Below are 12,621 nucleotides of genomic sequence, written 5' to 3'. Positions count from 1 at the left end.
TAGTTCAAACTCAGTGTCAAGCGTTACTCGGCTTTCAGACCGTCAGCCGATACAGCTTTAACGCCTTTGATTTTCTTGGTGATCGCTACAGCGGTGGCTTTCTGCGACTCCGTCACGGCAGTGGCGGACGACAGGGAAACCACGCCTTTATTGGTCTCGACCTTGATGTCGGTGCCAGGAATACCCTTCTCGGTCACCAAGTCAGCTTTCACTTTGGTGGTAATCCAGGTGTCGCTGGTGGTCTCTTTGGCGTCATGGGCTGCGCCTTTGGTTTTGTCGATGCCGTCTGCTTTGGTAGCGCCGCCAGCCAGCAGGCCATCAGCGGATACGGCAGTCACACCTTTGATTTTTTTGGTGATCGCTACAGCAGTCGCTTTCTGCGCGTCCGAGATAGCTACGTCCGACGACAGGGAAACCACACCTTTGTTGGTCTCAACCTTGATGTCCGAACCTGGGATGCCTTTTTCAGTCAGCAGGTCGGCTTTGACTTTGGTGGTGATCCAGGTATCCGAAGTGGACTCTTTGGCTTTGGTCATTTCGCCAGCGGCCAGGGTCATTGGCGCTTGGGTAGGCTGAGCAAAGGCGGCGTTAGCCATGGCCAGGGTCAGGGCAGTAGCAGTTGCGGTAGCGAGAGCGAACTTCTTCATACGAGTAACTCCTGTTTTATTAAAAGTCTGCAGTGTGTGAACCTTGATGCTGCAGCGTTGACAGGGATATTGCAGGCAGTGTGCCAACTCCCAATCACCCATTAAAACCTTTTAAATCAACAGGTTACAAAAACCTGTGCTTTTTGAAATCGTGCAACTTGCATGAAGTGGATCGCGCCTGCATGCAAGTTGCGGGTTTTGCAGTGTATTAAGCGACTGATTTTTAGGCACTTTCCGGTCCCCATAAAAAAAGGACTCCGAAGAGTCCTTTTTTTCAGCTTGAGCTGTGGGGTGATTAAACGCCCGAAGCCTTGGCTGCTGCTACGTCCTTGATGGACAGCTTGATACGACCGCGGTTGTCCACGTCCAGTACCAGCACTTCCACTTCCTGGCCTTCTTTCAGAATATCGGTCACTTTTTCAACGCGAGCGTCGCTCAGCATGGAGATGTGAACCAGACCGTCTTTGCCAGGCAGGATGTTGACGAATGCGCCGAAGTCGACGATGCGCTCAACCTTACCAACGTAGATCTTGCCGATTTCGGCTTCAGCGGTGATGCCCAGAACGCGCTGACGTGCTGCTTCAGCCGCTTCCTTGGTTTCGCCGAAGATCTTGATCGAGCCGTCGTCTTCGATGTCGATCGAAGCCTTGGTCTCTTCACAGATCGCACGAATGGTCGCGCCGCCTTTACCGATAACATCGCGGATTTTGTCGGTGTCGATTTTCATCGCGATCATGGTCGGAGCATTTTCCGACAGCTCGGTACGCGACTGACCAATGATCTGGTTCATCTGACCGAGGATGTTCAGGCGCGCTTCCAGGGCTTGGCCCAGGGCGATCTCCATGATTTCTTCGGTGATGCCCTTGATCTTGATGTCCATCTGCAGCGCGGTAACACCTTTAGCGGTACCGGCTACTTTGAAGTCCATGTCGCCCAGGTGGTCTTCGTCACCCAGGATGTCGGTCAGGATGGCGAACTTCTCGCCTTCTTTAACCAGGCCCATGGCGATACCGGCAACCGGTGCCTTCATCGGCACACCGGCATCCATCAGGGCCAGGGAAGCACCGCAAACGGAAGCCATGGAGCTGGAACCGTTGGACTCGGTGATTTCCGACACAACACGGATGGTGTACGGGAACACGTCAGCGGCAGGCAGCATGGCCTGGACCGAACGACGCGCCAAACGGCCGTGACCGATTTCGCGACGACCAGCACCGCCCATGCGACCACACTCGCCCACCGAGAACGGAGGGAAGTTGTAGTGCAGCATGAACGGGTCTTTTTTCTCGCCTTCCAGGGTGTCCAGCAGCTGTGCGTCACGGGCAGTACCCAGGGTCGCGACTACCAGAGCCTGAGTTTCGCCACGGGTGAACAGTGCCGAACCGTGAGTTTTCGGCAGAACGCCGACTTCGATGTTCAGCGGACGTACGGTGCGGGTGTCGCGACCGTCGATACGTGGCTTGCCGTTAACGATGTTCTCGCGAACGGTGCGGTATTCGATTTCACCGAATGCAGCTTTAACGTCGCTGGCCGAAGGCTGACCTTCTTCACCGGACAGTTTGGCTACAACCTGGTCTTTCAACTCGCCCAGGCGAGCATAACGGTCGGCCTTGACGGTGATGGTGTAGGCATCGGAGATGGCAGCGCCGAACTCGGAGCGGATAGCGCCCAGCAGTTCGGTGGCTTCCGGGGCAGCAGCCCAGGTCCAGGTTGGCTTGGCAGCTTCGGCAGCCAGCTCGGTGACAGCCTTGATAACCGCTTGGAACTCGTCATGGGCAAACAGTACGGCGCCCAGCATCTGGTCTTCGGTCAGCTCTTTGGCTTCCGATTCAACCATCAGGACGGCTTCCGAGGTACCGGCAACGACCATGTCCAGGCTCGATGCTTTCAGTTGCTCGTAAGTCGGGTTCAGCAGGTAACCAGTGCTTTCGTGGAACGCAACGCGGGCAGCGCCGATCGGGCCATCGAAAGGAATGCCGGAGATGGCCAGGGCCGCCGAAGTACCGATCATCGCAGCGATGTCCGGATCAGTCTTCTTGCTGGTGGAAACGACGGTGCAGACAACCTGCACTTCGTTCATGAAGCCTTCTGGGAACAGCGGACGGATCGGACGGTCGATCAGTCGGGAAGTCAGGGTTTCTTTCTCGGAAGGACGGCCTTCGCGCTTGAAGAAACCGCCAGGGATCTTACCGGCAGCGTAAGTCTTTTCCTGGTAGTGAACGGACAGAGGGAAGAAGCCCTTGCTCGGGTCAGCGGTCTTGGCGCCAACAACGGTCACCAATACGGTCACGTCATCGTCAACGGTAACCAGCACTGCGCCGGAGGCTTGACGGGCGATACGGCCTGTCTCGAGGGTAACGGTCGACTGACCGAACTGGAATTTTTTGATAACCGGGTTCACGGTGTCCTACCTTCTTTGTGGCTCTTGGGGGAACGTGTCTTCTTGCGAAATTCTTGGGCAATGTCGGGAATCGGCCCAACCCTTGTCCAGGGGTAAAACATGCATCCAGATAAAACTTGAGGCTGGGAGCCTACCATGGGCCAACGGGAATCCCGATGACACACGGCAGACAACCAACCTCTAGCGCAATCGCTGATTAGCGACGCAGACCCAGGCGACCGATCAGAGTCTGATAACGACCCAGATCCTTGCCTTTCAGGTAGTCCAGCAGCTTACGGCGCTGGTTTACCATGCGGATCAGACCACGACGGGAGTGGTGGTCTTTACCGTTGGCCTTGAAGTGACCTTGCAGTTTGTTGATGTTGTGGGTCAGCAGTGCAACTTGCACTTCTGGCGAACCAGTGTCACCAACAGCTTGCTGATAGTCAGCTACGATTTGTGCTTTTTCTTGAACGTCGAGAGCCATGAGGCAATCCTTTTTTCAGGAAACCACCCAAAGGGCAGTTTCAACAGGCCAGGGACAAATCCCTGTATCTAAAAATGAGTAGTGACCGTGCCTGTTAACAGCCACACTCGTTCGGTCATTCTGACCGAATCAGTCGACGCGGCGCGATACGCCCGTCTTCGCTCACTTCACCGATACCGATAAAGCGACCGTTGTGATCCTGTACTCGCACCATGCCGAACTTCGGGGCATCCGGGGCGCGTACCGGCTGGCCGTTGAGCCAGTAGAACGCGCTGTGCTCCGAGAAGTGCAGCAATGGCCAATCGAGCAAACCGCTGTCCGAAGGCATCAGGAAGCGATCAACCGCTTCGTTGCCGCCTTCGGCGTGTACCGCTTCCAACTCTTCCAGCGTGACCGTCTGGGCCAAGGTGAAAGGACCGGCTTGTGTACGTCGCAGTTCGGCAACGTATGCGCCGCAGCCCAGTTGCTCACCAATATCCTCTACCAGGGTACGGATATAGGTGCCTTTGCTGCAGTCCACCGCCAATCGGGCAGTGTCACCCTCACAGGCGAGCAATTCCAGCCGGGCAATAGTAACAGAACGCGGTTCACGCTCCACCACTTCGCCTGCACGTGCCAGCTTGTAAAGAGGCTGCCCGTCGCGCTTGAGAGCCGAGTACATCGGCGGTATCTGGCTGATTTGCCCACGAAAAGCGGGTAAAGCCGCTTCGATATCAGCGCGACCAACGGTCACGTCGCGAACCTGCAAGACGTCACCTTCAGCATCGGCCGTGGTGGTGGTCTTGCCCAGTTGCATCAGGGTTTCGTAACCCTTGTCGGAATCGAGCAGGTATTGCGAGAACTTGGTAGCTTCGCCAAAGCACAACGGCAACACACCGGTGGCCAGGGGGTCGAGGCTGCCGGTGTGCCCGGCCTTCTCGGCATTGAGCAGCCAGCGAACCTTCTGCAAAGCGGCATTGGAGGTAAAGCCAATGGGCTTGTCGAGCAGAATAATGCCGCTGACGTTGCGACGGATACGTTTGACCTGAGCCACCGCTTACTCCTTGGCGTCTTCAGGTGTGGACGGATGTTGGCTGTCTTCAGCCACCGCACGCTCGATCAGTGCCGACAGGTGCGCCCCCCGCACGACGCTTTCGTCGTAGTGGAAGTGCAACTGAGGCACGCTGCGCAGCTTCATTTCACGGGCCAACTGCATGCGCAGGAAGCCTGCAGCCGAGTTGAGCACCTTGATGCTTTGCGCGATTTCTTCGCTGTTGTCCTGGCCCATCACGGTGATGAAGATTTTGGCGTGACCCACGTCACGGCTCACTTCAACGGCGGTGATGGTGACCAGGTCAACGCGCGGGTCTTTGACTTCGCGACGGATCAGTTGGGCCAGCTCACGCTGCATCTGATCGCCGATACGTTGGGTGCGGCTGTATTCTTTTGCCATGTCTTGTTACCTGTTACTGCCACATGGTGAAACCCATGGGGTCTGAAAGCGGCAAACGCCCGGCCTGACAAAAGCCAGACCGGGCGTTGCGTTTAGAGTCCTGACACGGCGCGGGGCATGTGCATGCCCACACGCTGCGTGGCTCCTGAAGTGCGCGAGTTAGAGGCTGCGAGCAACCTGAACCTTCTCGTACACTTCGATCTTGTCGCCAGCTTTGACGTCGTTGTAGCTCTTGACGCCAATACCGCATTCCATACCGGCACGCACTTCGGAAGCGTCATCCTTGAAGCGGCGCAGGGACTCCAGCTCGCCTTCAAAAATAACGATGTCTTCACGCAGTACACGGATTGGACGGTTACGGTGCACAACACCTTCGATAACCATGCAACCGGCGATCGCGCCGAACTTCGGCGAACGGAACACATCACGCACCTCGGCAACACCCAGGATATTTTCCCGAACGTCGCTGCCAAGCATACCGGTGAGGGCTTTCTTGACGTCTTCGATGATGTCGTAGATGACGTTGTAGTAACGCATATCCAGGCCTTCCTGCTCAACGATCTTGCGAGCGCCGGCATCGGCACGCACGTTGAAGCCGAACAGTACAGCGTTCGAAGCCAGTGCCAGGTTGGCGTCGGATTCGGTGATACCACCGACACCGCCACCCACCACACGCACTTGCACTTCGTCGTTACCCAGGCCGTTCAAGGCGCCGTTCAACGCTTCGAGAGAACCGCGGACGTCAGATTTGAGGACGATATTGAGCGTCTTCTTCTCTGCCTGACCCATGTTCTCGAAGATATTTTCCAGCTTGCCGGCGTGAGCACGAGCCAGTTTGACTTCGCGGAACTTGCCTTGACGGAACAGAGCCACTTCACGGGCTTTCTTCTCGTCCGCAACCACGCTCATCTCGTCGCCAGCGTCCGGGGTACCGTCCAGGCCGAGGATCTCGACAGGGATGGAAGGACCGGCCTCTTTGATCGGCTTACCGTTTTCGTCGAGCATGGCACGTACACGGCCGTAGTTCGAACCGACCAGAACCATGTCGCCTTGGCGCAGGGTACCGTCTTGAACCAGTACGGTAGCAACCGGGCCACGACCTTTGTCGAGACGCGATTCAACCACAACACCGCGGCCTGGGGCCGATGGGGTTGCCTTGAGTTCGAGTACTTCAGCTTGCAGCAGGACCGCTTCGAGCAGCTCGTCTACGCCGGTACCGACTTTGGCCGAGACCGAAACGAACGGCGTATCACCGCCCCACTCCTCAGAGGTCACACCGTGAACCGACAGTTCGCTACGGATGCGATCCAGATCGGCGCCCGGCTTGTCGATCTTGTTCACGGCAACAACCAATGGAACACCTGCGGCCTTGGCATGCTGGACAGCTTCAATGGTCTGCGGCATCACGCCGTCGTCCGCTGCAACTACCAGGATCACAATGTCAGTCGCCTTGGCACCACGGGCACGCATCGCGGTAAACGCGGCGTGACCTGGGGTGTCGAGGAAGGTGACCATGCCGCGCTCGGTTTCAACGTGGTAGGCACCGATGTGCTGGGTGATGCCGCCGGCTTCGCCCGCAGCTACCTTGGCACGACGGATATAGTCGAGCAGCGATGTCTTACCATGGTCAACGTGACCCATTACGGTCACAACTGGCGCACGAGAGAACGTCTCGCCTTCAAACTTCAGGGACTCGGCCAGGGAGTCTTCCAGGGCCGTGTCGCTGACCAGGGTCACTTTGTGGCCCAGCTCTTCGGCTACCAGTTGAGCAGTTTCCTGATCAAGCACCTGGTTGATGGTCGCTGGAGTACCCAGTTTGAACATGAACTTGATGATTTCAGCAGCCTTGACCGACATCTGGTTGGCGAGGTCGCCAACCGTGATGGTCTCGCCGATCTGCACATCACGCACGACAGGGCCGGTTGGGCTCTGGAAACCGTGGGCGTTGCGCTTTTTCAGTTTGGCCTTGCCGCGACCACCACGACGGAAGCCATCGCTTTCTTCGTCGGTAGTACGTGGAGCAACGCGTGGTGCGGGCGCTTTTTCTTTGACCGACGCACGATGCGGAGCGTTTTTGCGCTCGCCATCGCCACCACCGCCACGACGATTGTTATCGTCGGCACGTGGTTTGTCCGGGCGACGAGGTTCGTCGCGCTTGCGCGCATCGGCAGCAGGTGCCGGCGCAGCGGCAACCGGAGCGGCCTCGCGTACAGCCTCTGCAGGAGCGCCGGGCGCGGCGACCGCTTCAGTGGAAGCAGGTTGCGCAGCAGCAGGCTGGCGACGCGCTTCTTCTTCGGCGCGACGCTTGGCTTCTTCTTCAGCCTTCTGACGAGCAGCATTTTCTACTGCGCGACGTTCTTCCAGTTCGCGTTTGCGCTCGGCTTCGATTTCTTCCGGGCTGCGCTGTACGAAGACTTTCTTCTTGCGTACTTCAACGCTGATGCTTTTGCTACCAGCAACACGCAGGGTGCTGGTGGTTTTGCGCTGCAATGTAATCTTGCGCGGTTCTTCCACTTTCGCCTTGTGGCTGCTCTTCAAGTGAGTCAGCAAAGACTGCTTCTCACTATCGCTCACACCTTCATCGGCGGCGGTGTGCGGCAGACCTGCCTCACGCATCTGCTGCAACAGGCGCTCTACCGGTGTTTTGACCTCATCGGCCAGTTGTTTCACCGTGACTTGCGTCATGCACTTCTCTCCTCAGGCCGCGCCTAATTACTCGAACCAATGGGCTCGGGCGGCCATGATCAACTTGCCGGCACGATCATCGTCAATGCCGTCGATGTCGAGCAGATCGTCAATAGACTGCTCGGCCAGGTCTTCGCGGGTAATTACGCCGCGCACCGCCAGTTCCATCGCCAAATCCTTGTCCATACCCTCAAGCGAGAGCAGGTCTTCGGCCGGATGGGCGTCTGCCAGCTTTTCCTCAGTAGCGATGGCTTTGGTCAACAAACGATCCTTGGCCCGAGCGCGAAGCTCGTTGACGATATCCTCGTCAAAGCCGTCGATGTTGAGCATTTCCTCCACCGGTACGTAGGCAATCTCTTCCAGGCTGGTAAAGCCTTCGTCCACCAGCACCTGTGCCAGTTCTTCATCGACTTCAAGCTCTTCGATAAAGTTGCGCAGGATGTCGCCGGTTTCAGCTTGCTGCTTAGCCTGGATGTCCGATTCGGTCATCACGTTCAGGGTCCAACCGGTCAGTTGGCTGGCCAGACGCACGTTCTGACCACCACGACCAATGGCCTGAGCCAGATTGTCTGCGCCAACGGCGATGTCCATCGCATGGGCATCTTCGTCAACGATAATTGCCGCCACTTCAGCTGGCGACATGGCGTTGATCACGAACTGCGCCGGGTTATCGTCCCACAGGACGATGTCCACACGCTCACCACCCAACTCGCCCGACACGGCCTGGACGCGCGAACCGCGCATACCAATGCACGCGCCTTGCGGGTCGATGCGTTTGTCCTTGGAGCGAACCGCGATCTTGGCGCGCGAACCCGGGTCGCGGGACGCAGCCATGACTTCGATCAGGCCTTCGGCGATTTCCGGCACTTCGATACGGAACAGCTCGATCAGCATTTCCGGCGCAGTGCGCGACAGGATCAACTGAGGGCCACGGTTCTCGGTGCGGATTTCCTTGAGCAGCGCACGCAGACGCACGCCAACTCGGAAAGTTTCGCGAGAGATGATGTCTTCGCGAGCCAGCAACGCCTCAGCGTTGTTGCCCAGGTCAACGATCACGTTGTCGCGAGTTACTTTTTTCACGGTGCCGGAGATGATTTCACCCAGGCGTTCGCGATAGGCGTCAACGACTTGAGCGCGCTCGGCTTCGCGAACCTTTTGCACGATCACCTGCTTGGCGGTCTGTGCAGCAATACGGCCGAATTCGATCGACTCGATCTTTTCTTCGACGACGTCACCCACCTTGGCGCCCGGGTGCGTTTGCGCAACCTTGCTCGGCCAGGTCTCGATCGCCGGATCATCAAGATCGTCCTCTTCAACCACCGTCCAACGACGGAAAGTCTCATAGGCACCCGTGTGACGGTTGATTTCCACACGCAGATCTACTTCGTCTTCAAAACGTTTCTTGGTAGCAGTGGCCAGGGCCAGCTCCAACGCTTCAAAAATCACGCTTGCCGGTACGCCCTTTTCATTGGATACCGACTCAACAACCAGCAGTACTTCTTTGCTCATCGTACGCCTCGCCTTTCGCAAGCCATTGGATCCGCGGGATCCGCGTCTCAGTCAAAACTGGGAATAATGTTGGCCTTGTCGATCATATCGATCGGCAACAGGAACTCATGGTCTTCTACCTGCACCACGACATCCTGCTCTTCTACACCACGCAGAAGGCCCTGAAAGTTGCGTCGCCCCTCAAAGGGAGATCGCAGCTTGATCTTCACTTGTTCACCGGCAAATTTTGCAAACTGATCAATAGTGAACAGTGGGCGTTCCATGCCTGGCGAGGAAACTTCGAGGGTGTACTCAACGGCGATCGGATCTTCAACATCCAGGACACCGCTGATCTGACGGCTGACAATGGCACAATCGTCCACCAGCACGCCGCCCTCTTTATCGATATAAACGCGCAACATTGAGTGGCGACCTTGAGCCGAAAACTCAATACCCCAGCATTCATAGCCTAGGGCCACGACCACCGGGGCCAACAAGGCCTGCAACTCTTCTAGCTTGCTCGACACCTGAACCCCCTCGTGCATGTATGTGCATGCTGTGCAAAATAAAAAAATGGGCGAAACGCCCATCCTTGAAACGCCGTCGAATAGCGGCGTTGAAAGTGTCCAGCTAACAAAAAGCCCCTTAAAAGGGGCTCCGCTAAAACTGGTTGCGGGGGCCGGATTTGAACCGACGACCTTCGGGTTATGAGCCCGACGAGCTACCAGACTGCTCCACCCCGCGACAAAGCTGGGGCGGAAGTATACGACCGATCCCTTACAGGGTCAATGTAACCTTCCACCTACAAGAAAGCCCGCAACAGCGGGCTCTCCTGATAATTGGTACCGAGAAGGGGACTCGAACCCCTACACCCTATGGGCACAACCACCTCAAGGTTGCGTGTCTACCAATTCCACCACCTCGGCAATACAGCGTTTACAACCCTTCTTACTTCTGCTCTTGAGCTGGAGGCACGTCAGTCGCTGGAGTAGCCGACTTTTGCTCTTGAAGCACCGGGACATCATCAGAAGCCGGTTTTGCTTTTGGTACTTCCAACACTGCTGGGTTTGGCAAACCTGCCTGAGTCAGCACATGAGCTTTCTCTTTAGCAAAGTAACCTAACCCTAAGCTGGTTATGAAGAAACCGGCGGCAAGTATAGCAGTAAACTTACTAAGAAAGGTAGAGGAACCTTGGCTTCCGAACACAGTATTTGAAGCACCTGCACCGAAAGACGCACCAGCATCCGCACCTTTACCCTGTTGCAACAAAACCAGGGCAACTACGCCCAGGGCAGCCAACAGATGAAAAACGACTACGACTGTTTCCAGCATTTTTTCAGTTTCCCGCGGCGCGACAGATCGCACCGAACTCATCTGCATTCAGGGAGGCTCCACCAATGAGCCCCCCATCGATATCCGGCATGCCGAACAGTTCGACCGCATTGGCCGCCTTCACGCTGCCGCCGTATAGAAGACGCACACCTTGTGCGACTTCAGAATTCTCTGCCGCCAACTGAGCGCGAATGGCTGCATGCACATCCTGCGCTTGTTGTGGTGTAGCAGTCAGCCCGGTACCAATGGCCCAGACCGGCTCGTAAGCAATTACTGCCTTTGCAAACGCACCAACACCCAGCTCCTCGATAATGCTGCCAAGCTGACGCGAGACAACCTCAAGAGTTTTGCCCGATTCGCGCTGCTCAAGGGTTTCCCCTATGCACAACACCGGAATCAAGCCACAAGCCTGTGCCGCTGCGAACTTGCGATTGAGTGTCCCATCACGCTCGCCCATCATCTGACGGCGCTCGGAGTGCCCGACAAGCACATAGGAACAACCCGCATCAACCAGCTGACTCGGTGCAATCTCACCGGTCAAGGCACCTTGCATGGCTTCCACCGCAGAATTCTGCGCGCCGACCTGGATCGACTTACCTTTCAAGCCATCAACCACTTGGGTGATATGCAAGCAAGGCGGGAAAACCGCGATATCAACACCGCTAGGCAAGGCCAAGTGACGAAGGCCGTTGATCAGCTCAGCGACACTGGCGCGGGTACCGTGCATCTTCCAGTTACCAGCTACCATAGTGCGACGCATGCTGTACCTCGTCGGTCAAAGTGGGCGCAGATGTTACCCAACCACATCATCACTGGCAAGCCGAATTCAGACGCAAACTTCAGTTACTAGTTTTGCCAAGTCTTCGGCATGGCCACGAACCTGTATTTCATCGTCACCCTCGACCATAACGCGCACCAAAGGCTCTGTGCCGGACTTGCGCAACAGCACCCGGCCACGCCCCGCCATTGCCAGGGTCACACGCTCGCACGCTTCTTTGACAGCTGGGTGCTCAATCGGGTTTTCACCGCCCGCAAAACGCACATTAAGCAAGACTTGAGGGCATTTACGCAGCGCCTGACGCGCCTGGGCCAGGCTCTCGTCTCGACGACGCAAGGCCAGCAACACCTGCAATGCCGCAATAATCGCATCGCCCGTGGTGGTGTGCTGGAAGCACACGACATGCCCGGAGTTCTCACCACCTACTTGCCAGTTACGCTCCAACAGTTCGGCAATGACATAACGGTCACCGACATTGGCGCGCACAAAGGGAATACCCAGGTCTGCCAGCGCCAACTCGAGACCGAGATTGCTCATCAGCGTCCCGACGACACCACCTTGCAGCTTGTTACGCTCATGCAAATCGCGAGCAATGATAAACAACAGGTCGTCACCATCGACCACTGCACCCGTATGATCGACCATCAAGACACGATCACCGTCACCATCGAAGGCGATACCCAGATCGGCATGCTCAGCAAGCACGGCTGCCTGCAACTGCTCCATATGGGTGGAACCGCAGTTTTCGTTGATGTTCAACCCGTTTGGCTGGGCCGACAGCACCGTCACATCCGCACCCAATTCTCTGAATACGCTTGGCGCCACTTTGTAGGTGGCGCCATGAGCACAGTCCACCACGACTTTCAGGCCTGCGAAGTTGGTGCTGGTTGGCACACTGCTCTTGCAGAATTCGATATAGCGGCCGGACGCGTCATTAATACGCGACACCTTGCCCAATTTACTGGACTCAACCACCGTCATCGGCGCATCCAGCAGCTCTTCGATCATCAGCTCGATTTCGTCCGGCAGCTTGGTGCCCTGCCCCGAGAAGAACTTGATGCCATTGTCATCATGAGGGTTGTGCGAGGCGCTGATCACGATACCGGCTTCAGCGTGAAAGGTACGCGTCAGGTAAGCGATCGCCGGTGTCGGCATTGGCCCCAGCAACATCACATCAGCACCTGCGGCAGACAGACCAGCCTCCAGCGCGGACTCAAACATGTATCCCGAAATTCGGGTGTCCTTGCCCACCAGGATGCGGCAAGCGCCCATGCTGCGGAACGCCATGCCTGCCGCCCAACCCAGCTTGAGCATAAAATCAGGAGTAATCGGAAATTCGCCGACCCGACCACGGATACCGTCGGTGCCAAAGTATTTTTTAGTCATAAGTGC

At 56.9% G+C, this 12,621-nt stretch carries 11 protein-coding genes and 2 tRNA genes; all 13 read right to left on the bottom strand.

The window, feature by feature from the left end; genetic code table 11:
* Positions 1–23 precede the first annotated feature (23 nt).
* Positions 24–647, bottom strand: coding sequence for a BON domain-containing protein (locus AB4O23_RS08350; protein ID WP_017528787.1), 624 nt, complete (start codon positions 645–647; stop codon positions 24–26).
* Positions 648–942: 295 nt separating this feature from the next.
* Entirely contained in the window at positions 943–3,048 is a 2,106-nt protein-coding gene (gene pnp, locus AB4O23_RS08345) for a polyribonucleotide nucleotidyltransferase (RefSeq protein ID WP_017528788.1), read from the bottom strand.
* A gap of 196 nt (positions 3,049–3,244) precedes the next feature.
* Positions 3,245–3,514 carry a 30S ribosomal protein S15 gene (rpsO, locus tag AB4O23_RS08340; RefSeq protein WP_003177875.1) on the bottom strand — a complete coding sequence of 90 codons (270 nt, stop codon included), beginning with the start codon at positions 3,512–3,514 and terminating at the stop codon, positions 3,245–3,247.
* 115 nt (positions 3,515–3,629) lie between these two features.
* Positions 3,630–4,547, bottom strand: coding sequence for a tRNA pseudouridine(55) synthase TruB (truB, locus tag AB4O23_RS08335; protein ID WP_003176136.1), 918 nt, complete (start codon positions 4,545–4,547; stop codon positions 3,630–3,632).
* A gap of 3 nt (positions 4,548–4,550) precedes the next feature.
* Positions 4,551–4,946 carry a 30S ribosome-binding factor RbfA gene (rbfA, locus tag AB4O23_RS08330; protein WP_460062849.1) on the bottom strand — a complete coding sequence of 132 codons (396 nt, stop codon included), beginning with the start codon at positions 4,944–4,946 and terminating at the stop codon, positions 4,551–4,553.
* Positions 4,947–5,105: 159 nt separating this feature from the next.
* Positions 5,106–7,631 (bottom strand): translation initiation factor IF-2, encoded by a 2,526-nt coding sequence (gene infB, locus AB4O23_RS08325; protein ID WP_017528789.1) that lies wholly within the window; start codon positions 7,629–7,631, stop codon positions 5,106–5,108.
* A 27-nt stretch (positions 7,632–7,658) separates the two neighbouring features.
* Positions 7,659–9,140 carry a transcription termination factor NusA gene (nusA, locus tag AB4O23_RS08320; protein WP_017528790.1) on the bottom strand — a complete coding sequence of 494 codons (1,482 nt, stop codon included), beginning with the start codon at positions 9,138–9,140 and terminating at the stop codon, positions 7,659–7,661.
* A 47-nt stretch (positions 9,141–9,187) separates the two neighbouring features.
* A complete protein-coding gene (gene rimP / locus AB4O23_RS08315) occupies positions 9,188–9,646 on the bottom strand; it encodes a ribosome maturation factor RimP (RefSeq protein WP_032865935.1) in 459 nt (152 codons plus the stop codon).
* Between the two features lie 140 nt (positions 9,647–9,786).
* A tRNA-Met gene (locus tag AB4O23_RS08310) sits at positions 9,787–9,863 on the bottom strand.
* Positions 9,864–9,959: 96 nt separating this feature from the next.
* Positions 9,960–10,045, bottom strand: a tRNA-Leu gene (locus AB4O23_RS08305).
* A 22-nt stretch (positions 10,046–10,067) separates the two neighbouring features.
* On the bottom strand, positions 10,068–10,451 hold the full coding sequence (secG, locus tag AB4O23_RS08300) for a preprotein translocase subunit SecG (protein WP_003235031.1): 384 nt from the start codon (positions 10,449–10,451) through the stop codon (positions 10,068–10,070).
* A gap of 4 nt (positions 10,452–10,455) precedes the next feature.
* A complete protein-coding gene (tpiA, locus tag AB4O23_RS08295; RefSeq protein WP_015885920.1) occupies positions 10,456–11,211 on the bottom strand; it encodes a triose-phosphate isomerase in 756 nt (251 codons plus the stop codon).
* Between the two features lie 66 nt (positions 11,212–11,277).
* A complete protein-coding gene (glmM, locus tag AB4O23_RS08290) occupies positions 11,278–12,615 on the bottom strand; it encodes a phosphoglucosamine mutase (RefSeq protein WP_017528791.1) in 1,338 nt (445 codons plus the stop codon).
* Between the last annotated feature and the right edge of the window lie 6 nt (positions 12,616–12,621).

This window comes from Pseudomonas sp. H2_A10, assembly GCF_054680085.1.
This window is presented reverse-complemented; position numbering and strand designations above follow the sequence as displayed.

What these genes read in the sequence shown, in the direction of transcription:
- glmM (WP_017528791.1), bottom strand. Translation starts at nt 12,615, where the DNA reads ATGACTAAAAAATACTTTGGCACCGACGGTATCCGTGGTCGGGTCGGC.
- nusA (WP_017528790.1), bottom strand. Translation starts at nt 9,140, where the DNA reads ATGAGCAAAGAAGTACTGCTGGTTGTTGAGTCGGTATCCAATGAAAAG.
- AB4O23_RS08350 (WP_017528787.1), bottom strand. Translation starts at nt 647, where the DNA reads ATGAAGAAGTTCGCTCTCGCTACCGCAACTGCTACTGCCCTGACCCTG.
- rpsO (WP_003177875.1), bottom strand. Translation starts at nt 3,514, where the DNA reads ATGGCTCTCGACGTTCAAGAAAAAGCACAAATCGTAGCTGACTATCAG.
- secG (WP_003235031.1), bottom strand. Translation starts at nt 10,451, where the DNA reads ATGCTGGAAACAGTCGTAGTCGTTTTTCATCTGTTGGCTGCCCTGGGC.
- infB (WP_017528789.1), bottom strand. Translation starts at nt 7,631, where the DNA reads ATGACGCAAGTCACGGTGAAACAACTGGCCGATGAGGTCAAAACACCG.
- tpiA (WP_015885920.1), bottom strand. Translation starts at nt 11,211, where the DNA reads ATGCGTCGCACTATGGTAGCTGGTAACTGGAAGATGCACGGTACCCGC.
- rbfA (WP_460062849.1), bottom strand. Translation starts at nt 4,946, where the DNA reads ATGGCAAAAGAATACAGCCGCACCCAACGTATCGGCGATCAGATGCAG.